Source organism: Xanthomonas sp. DAR 34887 (assembly GCF_041245805.1).
GTDB classification, from domain to species: domain Bacteria; phylum Pseudomonadota; class Gammaproteobacteria; order Xanthomonadales; family Xanthomonadaceae; genus Xanthomonas_A; species Xanthomonas_A tesorieronis.
This window is the reverse complement of sequence record NZ_CP162490.1, coordinates 4,948,323-4,969,857: the sequence shown is the minus strand read 5'-3', so window position 1 is coordinate 4,969,857 and position 21,535 is coordinate 4,948,323. Positions and strand designations below refer to the sequence as shown.

The window sequence follows — 21,535 nt, the reverse complement described above, 5'->3', positions numbered from 1 at the left end:
GGCAGGCGCGGCTCACCAGCTGAAGCCGGCACCGGCGGAGACGCTCTTCTCGTCGCCGGAGAAGGCGCCGCCAAGCGAGACGCTGGCGCGGTTGCCGATCGCGCGCTGGTAGCCGATCGCCAGCGCGCTTTCGCCGCCCTGCGAGCCGACGCCGACGCCGACGCGGTTGGCCCCGGCCAGGCCGGAGGTGTTCGTCGCCATGCCGGCGTAGGCGGCGCTGACCGCGCCCATCCGGTCGATGCGCCGGTCCAGATGCTGGAAGCGCTGATCGGTGTCGTTGCGCAGCCGGGTCAGGTTGTCGTCCCAGCCGGCCATGCGGCTGTCGGTGTAGGCCTTGGCGCTGCCTAGGGTGGCGCTGTCGCCGGCCTGCATCTGCGCGACGTTGACCGCATCGGTGCCAGCGCTGCCGGCGGCGACGTTGCTGATCTGGCGTTCGTTGCCGGCGCTGCCCACCGAGACGGTGTTGGCGCGGGTGGCGGAGGAACCGCGGCCGATCGCCACGGCGTTGTCCGCCGAAACCGAGGCGCCCTGGCCCAACGCGGTGCCGGAGGCGGCGCTGACCGTGGCGCTTTCGCCCACCGCCACCGCATTGGTGGCGCTGGCGCCGATGCTGGCATTGGCGCCGACCGCGGTGCTGCCGTCGGCGTTGACGCGCGCGTTGCCGCCGAGCGCGGTGTCGTTGGGCCCGTAGGCCAGCGCATTGGAGCCGATCGCCGTGCCGTTCTGGCCGTTGGCGGTGGCCTGCGCGCCGACCGCCAGCGCATTGGTGCCGGCACCGACGCTGGGGCCACCCTCGGCACCGCTGCCGACCGCCACGCTGCCGCCGCCGCCGTTCTGCACCAGGGTGCCGACGCGCGTGTCCAGCGTCGTCAGCGCGCCGTCTAGTGCAGACAGCGCCGAGCCGACGCTGCCGTAGCTGCGGCCCTGGATCAGATAGCTGCCGCCGTTGAAGCTGCCATCGCCACCGACGCTGCTGCCGGCGCCGAGGGCACTGGCGATGCTGCGCAACTGCAGCACGTTGACCGCATCGGTGTCGGCGGTGCCGGCGGCGACGTAAGTGAGCTGGCGCAGGGCGCCGTCGCTGCCGAACGCCACCGTGTTGTCGCGGTCGGCCATCGAACCGGCGCCGATCGCCACGCTGTTGGCGCCGGTGGCGGCGCTGTTGTAGCCCAGTGCCACGGTCCCGGCGCCCAGCGCGGTGGCACCGCTGCCCAGTGCGGTGGCGCCCTCGCCGTTGGCGCTGGCGATGCTGCCCAAGGCGCTGGCGTCGGCGCCGTCGGCATAGGCTTGGCCGCCCACCGCCACGGCGTTCTCGCTGGTCGCCAGTGCCTGCGCGCCCAGCGCCATGCTGTGGACGGCATCGGCGTGGCTGTCGAAGCCCAGGGCCACGCCGTAATCCGACAGCGCCCAGCTGCCGGCGCCCACGTTCACCGCGCCCAGGCCATTGGCCTGGGCGGGAACGCCGCTGTTGCTGGCGCCGATGCTCACGCTCTGCTGGCCGGAGGCCGCGGCGCCTTCGCCGATCGCCACGCTGCCATCGCCGGCGGCCGTGGCGGTGTAGCCCAGCGCGGTACCGAAGTAGCCGGACGCGGTGCTGTAGCCGCCGATCGCGGTGGCGCCGACGTTGGACGACCACGCGGCGTAGCCGAAGGCGCTGGCCTGTTCGCCCTCGGCACGGGACGAGCTGCCGGCGGCGGTCGCGTACGGCCCGCTGGCCGCGGAGGTGGACCCGACCGCGGTGGCGCTGTCGCCATCGGCACTGGCGTTCCAGCCCAGCGCGCTGGCGTTGCCGGCGGTGGCGGCGGCGGCGGTGCCGATCGCCAGCGCCCCGAAGCCGGTGCTCTGTGCGCCGGCGGAGTCGCCGGCGGCGCTGCCGAAGAAGCTGCCGCCGATCGCGATCGCCGAGGTGCCGCTGGCCACCGCGCCATCGCCCATCGCGATGGCCGCGCTGTCGGAGGCGAGGGTGTGGTGGCCGATGGCGATGGCGAAGGCGCCGGACGCATCGGCGCGCGCGCCCATCGCCACCGCGCGCAGACCGGCGGCGCTGGCGCTGTCGGTGCCGTCGTTCAGGCCCTCGGCGAGGAAGTAGTTCAGCGTGTTCTGGCTGCCGGGCTGGACCGGTTGCGAAGGATCGTCGGCGGTGCCGTCGTCCGCCGCGGCCGTGTTCCCAGGCTGCGCGGCCGGCACCGCCTGCACGGTGGCGTGGGCCACCGGCGCCTCGGCGGCGGCGGCGCCCAGCGGGGCCAGGGTGAGCAGCACTGCGGCGGTCAACAGGCCGTAAGACAGCGGCGGCAGCATGCGAGTGTGGGCGAGCGTCTGGCGCGGACGCGGCGGGGCAGGCAGAAGAGGCATGGTCGGATCCAGGGCTGATGCCGGTGCGCAGGGCGTTCCGGGCGGCGGGTTTGGAGCCGATTAAGGCGACAGCCGCGCCCCTGCTTCAATGCGCGTAAATTCACGGCATCCTCACGATAGACTCACCGACATGGGAGTCAGGCCGCGACACGCATCTCAAATTCCTGCGTTTGCCCTGGGCACGCGGGTCTGGCGCCGTGTCTCGGCCTGGTTGCGCCGCGTGCCAATCGCCGACCCGGTGGACCGGCGCAATGCGCCCGCGCTGCAGGTGCTGTTCCTGTTCCTGGGCAGCGAGATCCCGCTCAACAAGCTCTACCACCTGCTGACCGCACCGCGCATCGAGATGAGCGCGATGCAGCTGGCGGTGGATGTCGGCACCGACGCGGCGATCGCCGCCGCGGCCTGGGGCGGGATCTGGATGATCCGCCGTGGCCTGCTGAAACAGGCCGCGGCCGCGTTCATCGCCGTGGTGCTGTGCTCGGCGGTCGCCGCGAACCTGGCGTTCGGTTACCAACTGCAGGCCTTCGACCCGTATCCGATGATGATGCTGACCCTGGCCGCGCTGGTGATCGGGCGTCGCGCGCTGTGGCTGGTGTACCTGTGCATTCCGCTGATCTTCTGGCTGGGCATGGAAAGCCCGTGGGGCCAGGATCCGCACGGCAACCGCAGCCCGTTCCAGAATCTGCCGTCGCTGGCGCTGAGCTACCTGATGATCACCCTGGTGCTCGACCGCACCGTGGCCGCGCTGCGCGAAAGCCTGCGGCGCGCGCGCCACAACGCTGCACTGCTGCGCGTGGAGATGCGCGAGCGCGCGCAGGCGCAGCAGCGGCTGTTGCACCTGCAGAAGATCGAGTCGGTCGGGCACCTGGCCAGCGGGGTGTCGCACGACTTCAACAACATCCTCGCCGCGATCGTCGGCTACACCGAGCAGCGCCACCGCGTGCACGAGCTGGATTTCGAGCCGCACGGCGACGCGCTGGCGATGGCCGAGGCGCTGGAGGGCATCGAACTGGCCGCGCAGCGCGGGGTGGCGATCAGCCGCAAGCTGCTCAGCTTCAGCCGGCGCGAACTGAGCGTGCCCGAGCGTTTCGACGCGAACGAGGCGTTGCGCGGCATCCAGCCGATGCTGCGCCAACTGCTGGGGCCGACGGTGCGGCTGCAACTGGAGCCGGCGCCCGAACCGATGCTGCTGTTCCTGGACCGCAGCCAGCTCGACCTGGCGATGCTCAACTTCGCCGCCAATGCGCGCGATGCGATGCCGGGCGGCGGCTGTTTCGCGATGCGCCTGCTGCGCGAGGACGCGTTCGCGCGCATCGAGATCGCCGATACCGGCATCGGCATGAGCGCGGACGTGCAGCGCCAGGTGTTCGAACCGTTCTTCACCACCAAGCCGGCCGGGCAGGGCACTGGGCTGGGGCTGGCGGTGGCCTTCGAGATGGCGCAACAGGCGCGCGGCAGCCTGGAGGTGCACAGCGCGCCGGGCGCGGGAACCCGCTTCGTGCTGCGCCTGCCGCTGGCCGCCGCGCTCAGCGCTCCTGCGGCCTGAACAGGTAACCTTCGCCGCGCACCGAGGTCAGCGGCAGCGGCATGCCGGTGCGCTCCTGCACCTTCAGCCGCAGCCGGTGCAGCAGCGCGTCCAGCCGGTGCGGGTCGATTTCCATGCCGAGGTTGCCGCCGAGCGTGCCGACCAGCGTGTCGCGGGTGACCAGTCGCCCGCGCGCGCTCCACAGGCTCTGCATCACCTTGCGCTCGGACCCGGTCAGGGGCACGGCGTTGCCGTCGGGCGCGAACAGGCACCAGCCGTCGTCCTGCAGCTGCCATTCCTCGCTCGCCGCCGGTTGCGGGTCCTGCAGGCGGCGCATGCGCCGGGCCACGCTGAACAAGGTGGCGGCAAGTATTTCGATCTGCACCGGCTTGACCAGATAGGCATCGGCGCCTTCGTTGAGGCCGCGCAGCAGATCGGGGTGGTCGCCGCGCCCGCTCAGGATGACGATGCCCAGTGCCGGCCGCAGCGACTGCAGCTGCTGGGTCAGGGTGAAGCCATCGCCGTCCGGCAGGCCGATGTCGAGCACGATCAGGTCGAAGCGCTCGCCCTCCAGCGCCGTCCACAGCGCCTGGATGGTGCGCAGCGGCGTGACCTCCAGGCCGTGCCGCCGCAGCCCGGGCACCAGGATCCGGTCGCGCAGGAGATCGTCGTCCTCCAGCAACGCCACCCGCAGTGCGGCGTTGGCGGTGGAGTCGGTCGGCAGGCCACTGGGATCGGAAAGTCTGCTCACGACGCGGAATCAAGGAAGAGGCGGCATCCCGCACGGCCACGGCGCGCGGCGGCGAGGAATGTGCGGCGTCGTGCGGCCCGTCACCGGCGCATTCCGCGGAGCTCGACAGTAGCCAGTTTCCGCAGTGCTTTCAATGCGCGGCGCGGCGCACCCAGCGCGCTGCGCCGCAGCGCCGATCCGGCGTGAGCGCGGTGCGCAGGAAGCCGTCCTTGCGTTGCCGCGCACAGCACCCAAGATAGACGCCATCGCCGCGTTCCCTGGACTGCCCATGCATACGCTTGCCGACCGATGCCCCGCCGCCGCCCGTGTCTCTGCCGACGCGGCGGGGGAGTGGCGCGATGAATGATCCGTTGCGGGCAAGCGATCCGTACCCCGAACGCGCCTGCGTTGCGTCGCTGGAAGCGTTCGTCGCGCGCCACCGGCGCCTGTTCGTGCTGACCGGGGCCGGCTGCAGTACCGATTCGGGCATTCCCGATTACCGCGACGCCGCCGGCGACTGGAAGCGCGCGCAGCCGGTCACCTACCAGGCATTCATGGGCGAACTGGCCACGCGGCAGCGCTACTGGGCGCGCAGCCTGGTCGGCTGGCCGCGTTTCGGCTACGCCCGGCCCAACGCCACGCATGCGGCGCTGGCGCAGTTGGAAGCCCGCGGCCAGATCGAACTGCTGCTGACCCAGAACGTGGACTGCCTGCACCAGGCCGCCGGCAGCCAGGCGGTGATCGACCTGCACGGACGCCTGGACGTGGTGCGCTGCATGGGCTGCGAGCGGCGCCTGCCGCGCGAGGACTTCCAGTACCAGCTGCTGCAGCACAACCCGCAGTGGGCGACGCTGCAGGCCGGACAGGCGCCCGACGGCGATGCCGACCTGGAGGACGTGGACTTCGCCGCCTTCGCGGTGCCGGCCTGCACGCAATGCGGCGGCGTGCTGAAGCCGGACGTGGTGTTCTTCGGCGAGAACGTGCCGCGCGAGCGCGTGGCCGCCGCCTTCGCGCACCTGCAGCAGGCCGATGCGATGCTGGTGCTGGGATCGTCGCTGATGGTGTATTCGGGTTTCCGCTTCGTGCAGGCCGCGGCCAAGGCCGGCCTGCCGATCGCCGCGGTCAACCTGGGCCGCACCCGCGGCGACGACCTGCTGAGCCTGAAGCTGGCGTTGCCCTGCGCGCAGGCGCTGCAGTTCCTGCTGCCGCGCGCGGCCGCCTAGCGGAGCCGCCTGGCGAATCCGGCGGCGCGTTCCGAATCCGCGCACGAACTGATCCATCGGCAGTGGTTGATCGGCAGCGCCGGCAGGAGTGCAATGACAGCTTGCCCACGGTGCAGTGGGCGCCCCCCCCACGGAACGCCATCTTGAGCCATCTGTTCTCGCCCCTCGCCCTGGGGCCGCTGTCGTTGTCCAATCGCATCGTCATCGCGCCGATGTGCCAGTACTCGGCCGAGCAGGGCCAGGCCAGCGACTGGCACACCATCCACCTCGGCCAGCTGGCGCAGTCCAGCGCCGGACTGCTGATCCTGGAGGCCACCGCGGTGGAACCGCGCGGACGCATCAGCTACGCCGACCTGGGCCTGTGGGACGACGCCACCGAAGCGGCGCTGCGCAACGTGCTGGCTGCGGTGCGGCGCTGGTCGCCGATGCCGCTGGGCATCCAGCTGGCGCACGCCGGGCGCAAGGCCTCCACGCAAAAGCCGTGGGACGGTGGCGGCGCGATCGCGCCGGGGCAGCCGAACGGCTGGCAGACCGTGGCGCCGTCGGCGTTGCCTTTCGCCGAACACGGCACGCCGCCGCAGGCCCTGGACCTGGCCGGGATCGACGCCATCGTCGATGCGTTCGTCGCCTCGGCGCAGCGCGCCGAACGGCTGGGTTTCGAATTGATCGAACTGCATGCCGCGCACGGCTATCTGCTGCACCAGTTCCTGTCGCCGCTGAGCAACCAGCGCGAAGACGCCTATGGCGGCAGCCTGGAGAACCGCATGCGCCTGCTGTTGCGCGTGCATGCCACGGTGCGCGCGGCGGTGTCGGCATCGGTCGCGGTGGGCGTGCGCATTTCCGCCACCGACTGGGTCGAGGGCGGCTGGGACGTGGCGCAGAGCGTCGCGCTGGCGCAGGCGCTGCAGGCGCAGGGCTGCGATTACCTGCACGTGTCCAGCGGCGGCCTGGACCGCCGCCAGCAGATTCCGCTGTCGGCCGGCTACCAGGTGCCGCAGGCCGAGGCGATCCATCGCGCGGTGCAGATGCCGGTGATCGCGGTCGGCCTGATCACCGAGCCGCAGCATGCCGAGGCGATCCTGGCCGAGGGCCGGGCCGACGCGATCGCGCTGGCCCGCGGCATCCTCTACGACCCGCGCTGGCCGTGGCATGCCGCCGCCGCGCTGGGCGCCAAGCTGAAACCGTCGCCGCAATACCTGCGCTGCGAGCCGCGCTCGGCGCGCGGCCTGTTCGACGCGTGATGCGCGCGCGCTGCGCCGCGCAGGTCGCGGCATCCACCACGAATTGTGCAAGGAGTTGGCGATGAGCATCGGATTTCTCGGCCTGGGCACGATGGGCCAGCCCATCGCCTTGAACCTGTTGCGTGCCGGGCAGGCGTTGACCGTGTGGAACCGCAGCGCGGCCGCGGCGCAGCCGCTGCTCGAGGCCGGCGCGCAGTTGGCCGCGCAGCCGGCCGACACGGTGCGCGGTCAAGTGCTGTTCTCGATGCTGGCCGACGACACGGCGGTGCGCGAGACCCTGCTCGACCGCGGCGCGCTGGATGCGCTGCCCGCCGGCAGCGTGCACATCAACATGGCCACGATCTCGGTGGCGCTGGCGCGTGAACTCGGCGCCTTGCATGCCGAGCGCGGCGTGGCCTATCTGGCCATCCCGGTCTTGGGCCGCAACGACGTGGCCGCGGCCGGCCAGCTCAACCTGCTCGCCGCCGGCGATGCCGCCGCGCTGGCGCGGGTACAGCCGCTGCTCGACGTGATCGGACGCAAGACCTGGTACTTCGGCCCGGCGCCGGAGCAGGCCAACGCGGTCAAGCTGGCCGCCAACCTGTGCCTGGCCAGCGCCATCGGCACCATGGCCGAGGCGTCGGCGCTGGTGCGCGGGCATGGCGTGGAGGCAGCCGATTTCCTGGGCATGCTGGTCAACACCCTGTTCGCCGCACCGGCGTATCAGAACTACGGCGGCATGATCGCCGAGCAGCGCTACAGCCCGGCCGGCTTCAAGACCACGCTGGGGCTGAAGGACGTGCGCCTGGCCTTGAACGCCGGCGAGACCCGGCACGTGCCGATGCCGCTGGCGGCGGTGTTGCGCGATCAGTTCGTCGATGCGATCGCGCACGGCGACGGCGAGCTGGACTGGTCGGCGCTGGCCAAGGTCGCCGCACGCCGCGCCGGTCAGGCCTGAGCGTTCGCTGCTGTTGCTATTGCTGTTGCTGCGCGGCGGCAGCGATCTTCAGGCGGCCTTGTCGCGGTTTGGTGCAGACTGCATCGCCGCGCTTGAGCTGGCCGCGCGCTTGCCGCTAAGGTGCGGCGGCCTGCAAGCGCATCATAGGAGGATGCCATGAGCCCGAATTCGTCCGACCCCGGCGCCATGACGCCCATCCAGCCGCCGCGTGCCGTCGAGCGCGAAGCCGTGCTTGGCCCCGAGCATCCGGAGCATCCCGACCATCTGCTGTACGCGCAGATCCGCGAAGGCGTGCATGCGCTGGATGCCGCCTGCGGCCGTGCACCCGACGCGATCAGCGAGCGCATGGTGGCGCGGCTGCTGCCGTTGGCCAAGGAGTACGGCTTCGACCAGGTCGATCACGTGGTGCTGAGCCGCGAACTGGGCGAGGTGGAGCAGGGCGAGAACGTGTTCCTGGTGCGCGGCGACCTGGACGATCCGGCGCACCTGCGTGCGCACATCACCACCCACGAGGCGGTGGGCATGTCCGTGGAAGACTCGCTGGCGCGGCTGGAGAAGGTCAACCGGCGCCTGGCGCTGCGCCTGCGCCCGGAGTGAGCGCGGCTCGGCGCGTGGGCGAGATCGCCTGCCGCGAGCGTGCGGATGCCGCGCCTTTGTAGGAGAGGCTTCAGCCGCGACGAGCGAAGCGGTGTGTTTTCCCTTCGCGGTACAGCGTCGGGACTGAAGTCCCTCCCACAGTGCACCCGGCTGGCCTGCCGCAAGTCCCCTGTAGGAGCGGCTTCAGATGCGACAGGACCTATCGGTAAAGCCCGTCGCGGCTGAAGCCGCTCCTACATTCGGCAAGACGCCCGGCAATGTCGCTGCGGCATCCGCAGCCCGCCATCCCGAGTCCCGAGTCCCGAGTCCCGCATTCTCCCCTATCATTGCGCGGATGCGCCCCGACTACATCCTGACCCTGTCCTGCCCGGACCGTACCGGCATCGTCTACCGCGTCAGCGGCCTGCTGTTCGAGCACGGCTGCAATATCCTCGATGCGCAGCAGTTCGGCGACGAGGAGAGCGGCCGCTTCTTCCTGCGCGTGCATTTCGACGTGCCCGCCGACGGCATCGTCGCCGCGGTGAAGGTGCAGCTGGCGCCGCTCGCCGCCGATTACGCGATGGACTGGCAATTGCACGATGCGCGGCGCCGCGCGCGGTTGCTGGTGCTGGTCAGCAAGCAGGGCCATTGCCTCAACGATCTGCTGTTCCGCGCGCATAGTCGGCAGCTGCGCGTGGACATCGCCGCTGTGGCGTCCAACCACAACGATTTCGCCGCGTTGGCGCGCTCCTACGACGTGCCGTTCCACCATCTGCCGGTCGGCGCCGACAACCGCGCCGAACAGGAAGCGCAGTTGCTGGCGCTGGTGGAGCGCGAGCGCATCGACCTGGTGGTGCTGGCGCGCTACATGCAGATCCTGTCGCCGACGCTGTGCGCCGCCCTGGCCGGGCGCGCGATCAACATCCATCACAGCTTCCTGCCCAGCTTCAAGGGCGCGCAGCCGTACCACCAGGCGCACGCGCGCGGGGTCAAGATCATCGGCGCCACCGCGCACTACGTCACCGGCGATCTCGACGAAGGCCCGATCATCGAACAGGACGTGGCCCGCGTGGACCACGCGATGACCCCGCGCGACCTGGTGCGCCTGGGCAGCGACACCGAGTCGCAGGTGCTGGCCCGCGCGGTGCGCCGCCACGTCGAGCATCGCATCCTGCTCAACGGGCATCGTACGGTGGTGTTTCGGTGAGGCCGGGATTGGGGATGCGTGATTCGGGATTGGTAAAAGCGGCTTGACTGACTACCGTTTCAGTCGTGGGCTGCGGCTCTTGCGAATCCCCAATCCCGAATCCCGAATCACGGCTCAAACCGATACCCCGCCCCATACACCGAGCGCACCCACTCCTCGCCGCCGACGTCGGCGAGCTTGCGGCGCAGGTTCTTGACGTGGCTGTCGACGGTGCGGTCGGTGACGATGCGGTGGTCGGCGTAGAGCCGGTCCATCAGCTGTTCGCGCGAATACACCCGGCCCGGCGTGGCGGCGAGGGTGCGCAGCAGGCGGAACTCGACCTGGGTCAGGTCCAGGTCGTGGCCACGCACGCTGGCGCGGCACGCGGCTTCGTCGATGTGCAGGCCCGGCGCCGCCGCCTCGTTGGGATCGTGGCGATGGCGGCGCAGCACTGCCTGCACACGCGCCACCACCTCGCGCGGACTGAACGGCTTGCAGATGTAATCGTCCGCGCCGATCTCCAGGCCGAGCAGGCGGTCGATTTCCTCCACGCGCGCGGTGACCATGATCACCGGCACCGCGCTTTCCTTGCGCAGGTCGCGGCAGATTTCCAGGCCGTCGCGGTTGGGCAGCATCAGGTCCAGCAGCACCAGGTCCGGCTTCTGCGCGCGGAAGGCGCCGAGCGCTTGCGCGCCATCGGCGATCCAGTCGTGCGAATAGCCGGCCGCATGCAGGTATTCGCGCAGCACCGCGGCCAGCCGCGGTTCGTCTTCGACGATCAGCACGTGGCCGATCGGATCCAGGCCGTTCATGCCGTCAGCGCCGGCAAGCGCAGCACCACGCGCAGCCCGCCGAGCGCGGAGGCTTCGGCGTGGATCGTGCCGCCATGCGCCTCGGCGATGTTGCGGCAGATCGCCAGGCCCAGGCCGCTGCCGCCGCTGGCGCGGTTGCGCGAGGCCTCGGTGCGGTAGAAGCGTTCGAACAGGCGCTCGCGCTTGTCCGCGTCCACACCCGGCGCGCTGTCCTCGACTACCAGTTCCAGCGCCGCGTCGCGGCGCGCGCAGCGTACCTGTACCGTGCCGCCGGCGTCGGTGTAGCGCAGCGTGTTCTCCAGCAGGTTGCCGAGCAGTTGCTGCAGCCGGCGCTCGTCGCCGTCGAGCTGCAGCGGGCCGGGGTCGATCTGCACCTGCAGCTGCAACCGCGCGGCGGCGAAGCGCGCCTGCACGCCGGCCAGCACCGTGGCCAGAATCAGCCCCAGATCGACCGGCGCGCGCCGGTAGGCGAGCGCGCCGACGTCGGTCAGCGATACGTCGTACAGGTCTTCGATCAGCTTGCCGAGCTGGCCGACCTGCTGGTGCAGCGAGCCCAGCGAGTCCGGGGTCATCGGCCGGATGCCGTCCTGCAACGCTTCCAGTTCCGCACGCAGCACCGCCAGCGGCGTGCGCAGCTCGTGCGAGATGTCGGCCATGAACTCGCGCCGCGCGCGTTCGTTGTGTTCCAGCGCCTGCGCCAGCAGGTTGAAGTCGCGCGCCAGCTGGCCCAGTTCGTCGCGCGCGCCGGCGTCGATGCGGGTGGCGTAGTCGCCGGCGGCCAGGCGGTGGGTGGCGCCGGTGAGGCCGCGCATGCGCCGCAGCAAGGCGCGCGAAAGCAGCCATCCCAGCAGCGCGGCGACCACCAGCGAGGCGCTGCCGATCGTCCACCATGCGCGTTGCTGCGCCTGGTAGAAGCGTGCGTCCTCGGCCGCCAGCACCTTCTGGAACGGCAGCATCGCCATCCAGCCGACGGTACGGCCGCCGACCACCACCGGGCGCAGGATGTCGTCGCGACCGACCTCCGGATTGCCGATCACCGGCTTGTAGTCCTGGTCGAGCAGCGCGAAGCGAAACACCGCGCCGGTCTGGTCGGAAATCGGCGGTGCCCTGCGCGGCATGCCGGGTGCGCGCTCCGGGCGCATCAGCACGAACCAGACATCGGGATTGTCGCGCACGAAGTCCCAGTTGCCGTGCCGCGCGTATTCGGCCCTGACCCGCGGCAAGGTCTCCAGCATGCGCTCCACGCCCTGTTGGTTGAGGTAGTCCAGGAACTGGCGTTTGACGAAGGCCTGCACGGCCAGGCCGTTGATCAGCAGCACCGCCACGCACGCGGCGAGGATGGCGAGGAACAGCTTGGCGGTGACGCCCAGTTTCATCGGAGAGGCAATGCGGGATGCGGCAACGGTAGTGCTGCGTATTAGCCGCGTCGCCGCAAGGGAAATCAAGCGAATCCGCGCCGCGACCGACAATCTCCAAATTTGCTGCACATTCGCGCCGTAGCGTGGCCACATTCGGATAAACCGTGAGTTCGCCGCATGCCGCCCGTCGTCGCCCGTCGCTTCCCCGTTTCGTCTTCGCGCTGGTTGCTGGCCGGCGCCATCGCCGCGGCGCTGGCCGCATGCTCCTCCAAGCAGCCGCCACAGCCGCCGCAGGCGCAGGTCGGCGTGCAGACGGTGAGCGCGCAGCGGCTGGCGCTGGACCAGACGCTGTCCGGCCGCACCGTGGCCTACATGAGTTCGGAGGTGCGCCCGCAGGTCGGCGGCATCCTGCGCAAGCGCCTGTTCACCGAAGGCCAGGACGTCGAGGCCGGACAGGTGCTGTACGAGATCGATCCAGCCAGCTACCAGGCGGCGTACGACGCCGCCAAGGGCGACCTGGCCCAGGCCGAGGCGGCGGTGCTGTCGGCCAGGCCGAAGGCGCAGCGCTACCAGACCCTGGTCGCGCTGGACGCGGTCAGCAAGCAGGACGGCGACGACGCCGTGGCCACGTTGCGTTCGAACGAGGCGGCGGTGGTCGCGGCCAAGGCCTCGCTGCAGACCGCGCGGATCAATCTCGACTACACCCGCATCACCGCGCCGATCGATGGCCGCATCGGCACCTCCAGCTACACGCCGGGCACGCTGGTCAGCGCCGGCCAGAGCGATGTGCTGGCCACCATCAACCAGCTCGACCCGATGTACGTGGACGTGACCCAGTCCAGCGCGCAGCTGCTGCAGCTGCGCCGCCAGCTCGACGCCGGCCAGCTCAAGGCGGTGGACGGCAAGGCCGAAGTGAAGCTGCAGCTGGAGGACGGCAGCACCTACGCGCGCAGCGGCACGCTGGAAGTGGTGGATGCCGCGGTCGATATCGCCACCGGCACGGTCAAGCTGCGCGCGGTGATGCCCAATCCCGATCATCTGCTGCTGCCGGGCATGTACGTCAAGGCGATTTTGCCGATGGCGGTGGACGAGCAGGCCATCCTGGTGGCGCAGCAGGGGATCAGCCGCAACAGCAAGGGCGAGGCAACGGCGTTGGTGGTCGGCAGCGACAACAAGGTCGCGCAGCGGGTGCTGACCACCGGCGATGCGATCGGCGACAAGTGGGTGGTGCGCGATGGGCTGAAGGTCGGCGACAAGGTCATCGTGCAAGGCTCGCAGAAGGTCGCGGTCGGCGACCGGGTCAAGGCGGTGGAAGTGGCCTCGACGACCGCGACATCCGCCGCGGCTACCCAGGGCGCTGCTGCGGCAACGCCGAAGGCCGACTGAGGAACCGCCATGGCCCGTTTCTTCATCGACCGTCCCATCTTCGCCTGGGTCATCGCGATCGTCATCACCCTGGCGGGTGCGCTCTCGATCCTGTCGCTGCCGCTGGAGCAGTATCCGGACATCGCCCCGCCGTCGATCAACGTCAGCGCCACCTATACCGGCGCCTCGGCGGAGACCGTGCAGAACTCGGTGACACAGATCCTCGAGCAGCAGATGACCGGCCTGGACAACCTGCTGTACATGTCCTCCAGCAGCAGCTCCGCCGGTACCGCCTCGATCACCCTGACCTTCGATTCCGGCACCGACCCGGACACCGCCCAGGTGCAGGTGCAGAACAAGGTCTCGCAAGGCGAAGCGACGCTGCCAGAGGCGGTGCAGAGCAATGGCGTGACCGTCACCAAGTCCGCCGGCGGCAGCATGTTCATGGTGCTGGCCTTCACCTCCGAAGACGGCAGCATGGACAGCACCGACATCGGCGACTACATGGTGTCCACGCTGCAGGACCCGATCAGTCGGCTCAACGGCATCGGCGGGGTCAATGTGTTCGGCTCCGAATATTCGATGCGGGTGTGGCTGGACCCGGAAAAACTGCGTACTTATTCGCTGATACCCTCGGACGTGAGCAACGCGATCTCGGCGCAGAACGCCGATGTCTCCTCCGGCGCGCTGGGCGCGCTGCCGTCGGTGCAGGGCCAGCAGCTCAACGCCACGGTCACCTCGCGCAGCAAGCTCAAGACGCCGGCGCAGTTCGAGGCGATCGTGCTGAAGTCGCAGACCGGCGGCGCTACCGTGTACCTGCGCGACGTGGCGCGGGTCGAGTTGGGTTCCAAGTCGTACACATCCAGTTCCAAGTACAACGGCAAGCCCGCGTCCGGCATGGGCCTGCAGCTGGCGACCGGCGCCAACGCGCTGGATGCGGCCAAGGCGGTGGAAGCCAAGCTCGAACAGCTCAAGCCGTATTTCCCGACCGGGCTCACCTACGAAGTCGCATACGACACCACGCCGTTCGTGCGTATTTCCATCGAGGAAGTGGTCAAGACCCTGCTCGAGGCGATCGTGCTGGTGGTGCTGGTGATGTACCTGTTCCTGCAGAACTGGCGTGCCACGCTGGTGCCGGTGATCGCGGTGCCGGTGGTGTTGCTGGGCACCTTCGGTGTGCTCGCGTTGCTCGGCTATTCGATCAATACGCTGACGATGTTCGCGATGGTGCTGGCGATCGGCCTGCTGGTCGATGACGCCATCGTGGTGGTGGAGAACGTCGAGCGCCTGATGAGCGAACAGGGCATGTCGCCGCGGCAAGCGACCTACACCTCGATGGGGCAGATCTCCGGCGCGCTGATCGGCATCGCCCTGGTGCTGACCGCGGTGTTCCTGCCGATGGCGTTCTTCGGTGGCGCCACCGGCGAGATCTATCGCCAGTTCTCGGTGACCATCGCCGCGGCGATGCTGCTGTCGCTGCTGGTGGCGCTGACCCTGAGTCCGGCGCTATGCGCCAGCCTGCTCAAGCCGATCGAGCAGGGCGGCCACGCATCGCGCAAGGGCCCGCTCGGACGTTTCTTCGGCTGGTTCAACGGCCGCTTCGACCGCGGCGCCGATGGCTATGGCCGCGGCGTGGGCAAGCTGATCGGCCATCGCAAGCTCGGCGGGTTGGTCTATGTGGTGCTGCTCGCGGTGATGGCGCTGTTGGTCTGGCGCCTGCCCAGTTCGTTCCTGCCCGAAGAGGACCAGGGCATGCTGATGGTGATGTTCACCACGCCGGCCGGCGCCACCCAGCAGCGCACGCAGCAGTCGATCGACCAGGCTTCCGCGTTCATCCTCAAGCAGCCGGAAGTGGCGGGGATGATGACCATCTCCGGCTTCAGCTTCGCCGGCAGCAGCCAGAACTCGGGCATGGGCTTCATCAAGCTCAAGGACTGGGCCGAGCGCGATGCCTCCGCGCAGGAGATCGCCAACCGCATCACCGGCGCGATGATGGGTTCGCTGCCGGATGCGCAGGTGTTCGCGCTGTTGCCGCCGGCGATCAACGGCCTGGGCACCAGTTCCGGCTTCACCCTGGAGCTGCAGGACGTGGCCGGCAAGGGCCACGACGCGCTGGTCGCCGCGCGCCAGCAACTACTGCAGCTGGCCAACGCCGACAAGGATATGACCGCTGTGCGCTTCAACGGCCTGGAAGACGCGCCGACCTACCGCGTGCAGATCGACGACGCCAAGGCCGGCGCGCTGGGCCTGGATGCGTCGGACATCAACACCACGCTGGCCACGGTGATGGGCGGCAGCTACGTCAACGATTTTCTCAACAACAACCGGGTCAAGCGCGTCTACGTGCAGGGCGAGGCGAGCGCGCGCATGCTGCCCGCCGACATCGGCCGCTGGTACGTGCGCAACGGCAGTTCGGAGATGGTGCCGTTCTCGGCCTTCTCCAGCAGCGCATGGGCGTATGCGCCGCAGGTGCTGAGCCGCTTCAACGGCGTGGAGTCGATGGAGATCACCGGCAGCGCCGCCAGCGGCATCAGTTCCGGCGAGGCGATGAACGGCATCGCCGCGCTGGTGGGCAGAGTCGGCAAGGACGTGAGCTATGCCTGGTCGGGCATGTCCTACCAGGAGCGGGCCGCCGGCGCGCAGACCTGGATGCTGTACGCGGTGTCGCTGGTGTTCGTGTTCCTGTGTCTGGCCGCGCTGTACGAAAGCTGGTCAATCCCGATCTCGGTGATGCTGGCGGTGCCGGTGGGCATCGTCGGCGCGCTGTTGGCGACGTGGCTGCGCGGGCTGTCCAACGACATCTATTTCCAGGTCGGCCTGCTGGCGACGATGGGCCTGGCGGCCAAGAACGGCATCTTGATCGTGGAGTTCGCCAAGGAACTGGAAGAAAAGGGCCGGCCGCTGATCGAAGCCACCCTGCACGCGGCGCGCCTGCGCCTGCGCCCGATCCTGATGACTTCGTTGGCGTTCCTGCTCGGCGTGCTGCCGATGGTGGTCAGCAGCGGCGCCGGTTCCGGCGGCCGCCATTCGCTGGGCACCGGCGTGCTCGGCGGCACGCTGGTCTCGACCATGCTCGGCATCTTCTTCGTGCCGCTGTTCTACGTGATCGTGCGCAGTGTGTTCCCCGGCAAGCGTGTCGCACCGGAACCGCTGCGCAGCGAGGAGGCAACGCCGTGATCCGTATCGCCCTGACCCGCACCGCGCTGGCCCTGGCCTGCGCCGGTGTCCTCGCCGGCTGCGCCAGCATGGCGCCGAGTTACGCCCGTCCCGACGCGCCGGTGCCGGCCACCTTCGCCGACAGCGGCAGCGGAACCGCTGGCGATGTCGCCGACGTGGCCACCCTGGACTGGCGCCAGGTGTTCCTGGATCGGCGCCTGCAGCAGGTGATCGCGCAGGCGCTGGACAACAACCGCGACCTGCGCGTGGCCGTGCTCAATATCGACAAGGCGCGTGCGCAGTACCGCATCCAGCGCGCGGACCTGTTTCCGTCGGTGGACGTGAGCGGCAGCCAGAGCGCCTCGCGCAGCAGCGCGTCGGCCAGCGCCAGCGGACGTTCCGAGGTGGCGCGCACGTACGTGGCCGACGTGGGCGTCAGCAGTTGGGAACTGGACCTGTTCGGACGCATCCGCAGCCTCAAGGACGAGGCGCTGGAGACCTACCTGGCCACCGCGCAGACCCAGCGCAGCACGCGCATGAGCCTGGTCGCCGAGGTCGCCGCCGACTGGCTGACCGTGGCCGCCGACCAGCAGCGCCTGGCGCTGGCGCAGCAGACCCTGGCCAGCCAGCGGCAGACCCTGAAGCTCACCGAGGCGCAGCATCAGCAAGGCACCGTCTCCGGGCTGGACCTGGCGCAGGTGCAGACCAGCGTGGAGAGCGCGCGCGCCGACGTCGCCAGCTACACCACGCAGCTCGCCACTTCGCGCAACGCGCTGGACCTGGTGGTCGGCGCGCCGGTGGCGGCGGAGATGCTGCCGCAGGCGAACGCACTGGAAAGCGGCGTGGCGCTGGCGCCGCTGCCGTCGCCGCTGCCGTCGCGCGTGCTGCTGCAGCGCCCGGACGTGCTGTACGCCGAGCACACCCTGAAGTCGGCCAACGCCGATATCGGCGCGGCGCGTGCGGCGTTCTTTCCGACCATTTCGTTGACCGCCTCCACCGGGCGCAGCAGCACCGCGCTGTCCAGCCTGTTCGATGCCGGCAACCGCACCTGGTCGTTCGTGCCCAGCATCAGCGTGCCGATCTTCCGCGCCGGCGCGCTCAAGGCCGAACTGGACCAGGCCAAGATCAGCCGCGACATCAATGTCGCCGACTACGAGCAGGCCATCCAGACCGCCTTCAGCGAAGTGGCCGATGCGCTGGCCACACGCGCACAGCTGGACGAACGCATGGACGCGCAGCGCGCCCTGGTCGACGTCACCCAGCGCAGCTACAGTCTGGCCGACGCGCGCTATCGCAACGGCGTGGACAGCTACCTGGATGCGTTGGATTCGCAGCGCTCGCTTTACTCCGCGCAGCAGGACCTGATCACCCTGCGCCTGACCGAGGCCAGCAACCGCGTCACGTTGTACAAGGTGCTCGGCGGCGGCGCCGATGCGCAGAGCGGCACGGCGGCGGCCGAGGCGACGCGTTAGCGCATTCCACGCGCCTGTAGGAGCGGCTTCAGCCGCGACAGGCTGCCTGTCGCGGCTGAAGCCGCTCCTACAAAGAGCCGCATCCCGGGCGTAGCTGCATCGGCCGCAGCATCGGCCCGTGGCGACATCGGCGCCGCCTCGGGCTTGCATGCCCGGACGGCGCTTTTGCCAATCCCCAATTCCCAATCGCTAATCCCAGCCCGTCAACGCGCCGCGTTCGCGTTCATCGTCGCATTGCGGCTGGCGTCCAGGTACTGCGCCGGATCGCGCATGCCGGTGGTGTGGCACTGGCCGGTGGTGTGGCCGCGATTGACTCCGCCCGGCAGCTGCGCGTTGACCTGTTCGACCACGCCGTCCTCCGGGTCGTCCAGCACCAGGTCCGAGGCCACGTTGCAGTAGTCGTTGGTGTACCAGTTGGTCTTGGCGAAGGAGGTCGTGTAGTAGTTGACCAGTGCCCGCGCCGACATCGGGATGCCGGCCAGCCACGCCTTGGCGCCGTCGTAGGTCAGGTCGCTGTTGCTGCCGCAGCCCACGCCGAACCACGACCCCACCGTGGCCAGGATGCCGGACAGGTTGGTGCCCTGATACGGCGTGCCCACCGACTGCATGACGCGCCCGCCGCTGGCATTGTCCAGCCCGCTCCAGTAGTAGCTGTACAGGTGCAGCGCGGCCATGCCGCCCTGGCTGTGCGCGACCGTGCCGAACGAATTCCACTGGCTGCCGAACTGCGCCAGCAGTTGCGCGAACTGGTCGTTGCTGCGGTTCTGGTTGGCATCCAGGAAGGTCGACGCATTGCTGAACTGCGCCGCGGGCCAGACCCCGCCGGAGCAATAGCCATGCACCAGTATCAGGCGCGTGCCGGTCGCCTGCACTTGCGCATCGGTCGCCGCGCGCTGCAGCGTGGCGGGGCGCTCGCCCATGCGCATGCTGGCGTCGATCGCGCCGCCGCGCGCCACGCTGCTGCGGCGCAGGGCCGGCAGGGTCAGCGCCAGCGTGTCGCGCGTGGCCAGCGGCACGAAATGGTCCGGGTCCTCGATGCGCAGGTTGCGCAGCGTGAACGGCGCCCGCGCGCCGGCGCGCACGATCCAGCGTTCGTCCACGCTCAGCGGCAGGCGTCCGTTCTGCGGCGCCAGCATGCCGCCGATCCAGGCCACCGGCACCGCGCTGCCGTCGCGGCCGGTGCCCCACAGTTCGCCGAGCACGCGGTAGTGCGCCGGTGCCTGGCCGCTGGCGCTGACCGGGATCGGCAGCGCCAGGCGGGTGCCGTCCTGCGCGCTGGCGCTCACCGTGTCGGCGGCGATGCGCAGGCTGGTGTCGAGCACCGGCAACACGTGTTCGGAAGTGCGGACGAAGGCCTGGCCGGCCGCGTCCTCGCCGTGCACCACCACCTGGGCGAGATAACTGCCCGGCACCTTTGCCGGGAAATCGCCGGCATAGACGCCGTCGCCGGCGGCGCCGTCGCCATGGCGGCCGTCGTCGGCCATCGGCCATTGCGTCACCGTGCCGTCGGGCGCGGTGACGCGCAATTGCGCATCGCGGATGCGCCCGGTGTTGGCGGCGAGCGTCGTGGCGCCGTGGCTGTCGCTGCCGCCGAGCAGTGCGGTCAGGCCGATGCGCTGGCCGCTGTGCAGCTGCCGGCGATCGCTGGGATAAGACGCGAGCTGGGTGCGCGCATCGCCTTCCATCAACAGGTAGCCGCGTTGCGCGGCGCTGCCGTCGGCGCGCAGGGTCAGCGTCCAGTTGCCGTTGGCGGCGCTGTCCACGCGGTACTCGCGCGCCGGCAGCGCGGCGTCGCCGCTGCCCAGGCGGGTGGCGACGGCATTGGGCACGATGGCGGCGGCACGCGCGTTCGCTACGCCGGGCGCATGCAACTGCGGTTGCCAGTCGTGCGTGCCGGACAGCAGCACGAAGCGCAGTTTGCCGTTTTCCACCGGCAGCGTCGCTTGCCATTGCGCCGCCTCGCCGCTGCGCGCGGAAGAGAATTCCACCGGCAGCAACGCACTTTTGGACAGGATCGCGGCCTCGGCCGGCGCCGGCGCGCGCATCTGCGCGAATTCCTCGGGGGGACCGGCCAATTGTTTGGGAACCAGGTCGGCCGCATGCGCGAGCAGCGGCGACAGCAGCAGCGTGGACAGCAGGGACAGCGACGGTAACGTCGGCATGGCGGCTCTCTCCTTGAACAGTGCGAAGCCAGGCAGGACGGCGATCGCGATCGCACGCCTGCGCAGCGGATGCAGCGCCCCCTCGCCGCGACGTGACTGCGTTATACCCCGCCACGATGACAGTTCCACCATGCGCCGCAGCACCGACGGCCGCTGCATGCTGCGGTCGTCGTGAAGATGGGATAGTGTGCACAGCGGGGCGGCGCCGCGGCGCCGATGCAACACCGAGTGCCTAGGGGAATTCCAGATGCTGCGCAATGCGGTGTATGTCGCTGTCTTCTTCGCCGGGCTGATGCCGGCCGCGATTCGGGCGCAATCGCCCGCGCCGAGTCAGTCCGGATTCGCCTTCTGCAGCGTGACCGATACCGGCAGCGTGCCGACCAAGGTCTGGGCCTCGCCGGTGTTCGCGCTGTCCTATCCCGTCGACGTCAGCAGCCAAATGCAGCGCAGCAACGAGTTGGCCAGTGCGTTCCTGCGCCACGTGGGTACCCTGGGCGGTGCCGGCAACAAGGAGTGCTTGCTCGCCGCGGGGCGTGACGAAGTACAGGCGTTGCGCGAACAACAACGCGCGATATGGAGCAAACGCCTTTTCATGATGAAGGCGGGCAGCTGGCGCGACGTGGACTGGACCCCGTCGGCCGCGGACGCCGTCGCCCAGGCGCCAATGCAGAGCACGCGCTATTTCTACTGCTACGCGACCCAGGTCGACATTCCCGACCGCAGCGACCGCGCGCGAACCGTCGCCAGCCAGGTCTTCGCCATGCCGGTGAACGCCGATCCGGTGGCGGTCTACGCCCAGAGCCAGGCCTATGCCGAGGCATTCAAGCAGGTCGTGCGCGCACACGGGCAGCCGGACGACGGCACGATGTGCACGGCGTACGACACCCAGGGCGAAGCGGACAAGGCCAGTCGCGACTATCGAAAGCTGATGGGCGGCTTCAACACCAAGTTCGCCGAGGTGCCATGGCGGCCGAGCGAGGCGGTGCCGGCTGCGCTTGCGGCCACGCCGGCAGTGTCCGCGACTTCCGCCGTGGCGCCTGCGGCACCCAGGATGCTGGGCGTGCGCATCGTGCCGGTCACTGCGGAACTGGTGCTGGCCGCGGGTCTGCCGTCGCCGCGCGGGGCGTGGGTGGTGGAAGTGTTCGATGGCGGTATCGCCGCCCGCGCCGGCATCAAGCCGATGGACGTGCTGCTGGAGATCGCCGGCCAGTCGGTTGCCGGCTTCGAGGACGTGCCGCGGCTGATCGCGGGAGTGGCCGCGGATGTTCCCGTGTCGGTGAAGCTGTGGCGCGATCGTCGCGAGCAAACGCTGAGTGTGGTGTTTCCAGCGAGTCCTGCTGCGGCGGTGCCGACCGCGCAGTGAGGCGCAGCCTCCGGTCGCAGCACCTGCGCCGGTAGCGTTGGCGGTTTATCGCCGACAGCGGATGCGATCTGGAGCCA

15 protein-coding genes are annotated in these 21,535 nt (G+C 70.0%); 10 read left to right on the top strand and 5 right to left on the bottom strand.

The window, feature by feature from the left end; genetic code table 11:
- Positions 1-12 precede the first annotated feature (12 nt).
- Positions 13-2,352 carry a YadA family autotransporter adhesin gene (locus AB3X08_RS21200; RefSeq protein WP_369934967.1) on the bottom strand — a complete coding sequence of 780 codons (2,340 nt, stop codon included), beginning with the start codon at positions 2,350-2,352 and terminating at the stop codon, positions 13-15.
- Positions 2,353-2,572: 220 nt separating this feature from the next.
- On the opposite strand from AB3X08_RS21200, the gene AB3X08_RS21195 reads away from it, so the two are divergent.
- Complete coding sequence (locus tag AB3X08_RS21195; RefSeq protein ID WP_369934965.1) at positions 2,573-3,898, top strand: sensor histidine kinase; 1,326 nt, start codon at positions 2,573-2,575, stop codon at positions 3,896-3,898.
- Here AB3X08_RS21195 and AB3X08_RS21190 read toward each other — a convergent pair.
- A complete protein-coding gene (locus tag AB3X08_RS21190) occupies positions 3,879-4,628 on the bottom strand; it encodes a response regulator transcription factor (protein ID WP_369934963.1) in 750 nt (249 codons plus the stop codon). The genes AB3X08_RS21195 and AB3X08_RS21190 overlap by 20 nt on opposite strands.
- Positions 4,629-4,966: 338 nt before the next feature.
- Between AB3X08_RS21190 and AB3X08_RS21185 the strand changes: the two genes are divergently transcribed.
- From AB3X08_RS21185 to purU, 5 genes are all read left to right on the top strand, one after another.
- Positions 4,967-5,830 (top strand): NAD-dependent protein deacetylase, encoded by an 864-nt coding sequence (locus AB3X08_RS21185; RefSeq protein WP_369934961.1) that lies wholly within the window; start codon positions 4,967-4,969, stop codon positions 5,828-5,830.
- Between the two features lie 143 nt (positions 5,831-5,973).
- A complete protein-coding gene (locus tag AB3X08_RS21180) occupies positions 5,974-7,071 on the top strand; it encodes an NADH:flavin oxidoreductase/NADH oxidase (RefSeq protein WP_369934959.1) in 1,098 nt (365 codons plus the stop codon).
- 61 nt (positions 7,072-7,132) lie between these two features.
- Positions 7,133-8,008: an NAD(P)-dependent oxidoreductase gene (locus AB3X08_RS21175; RefSeq protein WP_369934957.1), complete on the top strand. Its 876-nt coding sequence runs from the start codon at positions 7,133-7,135 to the stop codon at positions 8,006-8,008.
- Between the two features lie 186 nt (positions 8,009-8,194).
- Complete coding sequence (locus AB3X08_RS21170; RefSeq protein WP_184412730.1) at positions 8,195-8,605, top strand: XVIPCD domain-containing protein; 411 nt, start codon at positions 8,195-8,197, stop codon at positions 8,603-8,605.
- Between the two features lie 334 nt (positions 8,606-8,939).
- A complete protein-coding gene (gene purU, locus AB3X08_RS21165) occupies positions 8,940-9,791 on the top strand; it encodes a formyltetrahydrofolate deformylase (protein WP_184412413.1) in 852 nt (283 codons plus the stop codon).
- A gap of 107 nt (positions 9,792-9,898) precedes the next feature.
- Here the strand turns inward: purU and AB3X08_RS21160 are convergent, their stop codons facing one another.
- Positions 9,899-10,582 carry a response regulator gene (locus AB3X08_RS21160; protein ID WP_369934955.1) on the bottom strand — a complete coding sequence of 228 codons (684 nt, stop codon included), beginning with the start codon at positions 10,580-10,582 and terminating at the stop codon, positions 9,899-9,901.
- Positions 10,579-11,958, bottom strand: coding sequence for a sensor histidine kinase efflux regulator BaeS (baeS, locus tag AB3X08_RS21155; protein ID WP_369934953.1), 1,380 nt, complete (start codon positions 11,956-11,958; stop codon positions 10,579-10,581). Before baeS ends, AB3X08_RS21160 begins: the two co-directional genes overlap by 4 nt.
- Before the next feature lie 159 nt (positions 11,959-12,117).
- Between baeS and AB3X08_RS21150 the strand changes: the two genes are divergently transcribed.
- From AB3X08_RS21150 to AB3X08_RS21140, 3 genes are read left to right on the top strand one after another with little or no spacing between them, the layout of a single operon-like run.
- Complete coding sequence (locus AB3X08_RS21150) at positions 12,118-13,326, top strand: efflux RND transporter periplasmic adaptor subunit (RefSeq protein ID WP_369934952.1); 1,209 nt, start codon at positions 12,118-12,120, stop codon at positions 13,324-13,326.
- 9 nt (positions 13,327-13,335) lie between these two features.
- A complete protein-coding gene (locus AB3X08_RS21145; RefSeq protein WP_369934950.1) occupies positions 13,336-16,482 on the top strand; it encodes an efflux RND transporter permease subunit in 3,147 nt (1,048 codons plus the stop codon).
- A gap of 5 nt (positions 16,483-16,487) precedes the next feature.
- Positions 16,488-17,933: an efflux transporter outer membrane subunit gene (locus AB3X08_RS21140; RefSeq protein ID WP_369938600.1), complete on the top strand. Its 1,446-nt coding sequence runs from the start codon at positions 16,488-16,490 to the stop codon at positions 17,931-17,933.
- Positions 17,934-18,136: 203 nt separating this feature from the next.
- Here AB3X08_RS21140 and AB3X08_RS21135 read toward each other — a convergent pair whose 3' ends face one another.
- Positions 18,137-20,095 carry a choice-of-anchor X domain-containing protein gene (locus tag AB3X08_RS21135; protein ID WP_369934949.1) on the bottom strand — a complete coding sequence of 653 codons (1,959 nt, stop codon included), beginning with the start codon at positions 20,093-20,095 and terminating at the stop codon, positions 18,137-18,139.
- Positions 20,096-20,342: 247 nt separating this feature from the next.
- Here AB3X08_RS21135 and AB3X08_RS21130 point away from each other — a divergent pair, with 247 nt between their 5' ends.
- Positions 20,343-21,458 carry a S1C family serine protease gene (locus AB3X08_RS21130; RefSeq protein WP_369934948.1) on the top strand — a complete coding sequence of 372 codons (1,116 nt, stop codon included), beginning with the start codon at positions 20,343-20,345 and terminating at the stop codon, positions 21,456-21,458.
- Positions 21,459-21,535: the final 77 nt, after the last annotated feature.

Coding starts and splice junctions, on each gene's coding strand:
- AB3X08_RS21200 (WP_369934967.1), bottom strand. CDS start 2,352: ATGCCTCTTCTGCCTGCCCCGCCGCGTCCGCGCCAGACGCTCGCCCAC.
- AB3X08_RS21185 (WP_369934961.1), top strand. CDS start 4,967: ATGAATGATCCGTTGCGGGCAAGCGATCCGTACCCCGAACGCGCCTGC.
- AB3X08_RS21175 (WP_369934957.1), top strand. CDS start 7,133: ATGAGCATCGGATTTCTCGGCCTGGGCACGATGGGCCAGCCCATCGCC.
- AB3X08_RS21170 (WP_184412730.1), top strand. CDS start 8,195: ATGACGCCCATCCAGCCGCCGCGTGCCGTCGAGCGCGAAGCCGTGCTT.
- purU (WP_184412413.1), top strand. CDS start 8,940: ATGCGCCCCGACTACATCCTGACCCTGTCCTGCCCGGACCGTACCGGC.
- AB3X08_RS21160 (WP_369934955.1), bottom strand. CDS start 10,582: ATGAACGGCCTGGATCCGATCGGCCACGTGCTGATCGTCGAAGACGAA.
- baeS (WP_369934953.1), bottom strand. CDS start 11,958: ATGAAACTGGGCGTCACCGCCAAGCTGTTCCTCGCCATCCTCGCCGCG.
- AB3X08_RS21150 (WP_369934952.1), top strand. CDS start 12,118: ATGCCGCCCGTCGTCGCCCGTCGCTTCCCCGTTTCGTCTTCGCGCTGG.
- AB3X08_RS21145 (WP_369934950.1), top strand. CDS start 13,336: ATGGCCCGTTTCTTCATCGACCGTCCCATCTTCGCCTGGGTCATCGCG.
- AB3X08_RS21135 (WP_369934949.1), bottom strand. CDS start 20,095: ATGCCGACGTTACCGTCGCTGTCCCTGCTGTCCACGCTGCTGCTGTCG.
- AB3X08_RS21130 (WP_369934948.1), top strand. CDS start 20,343: ATGCTGCGCAATGCGGTGTATGTCGCTGTCTTCTTCGCCGGGCTGATG.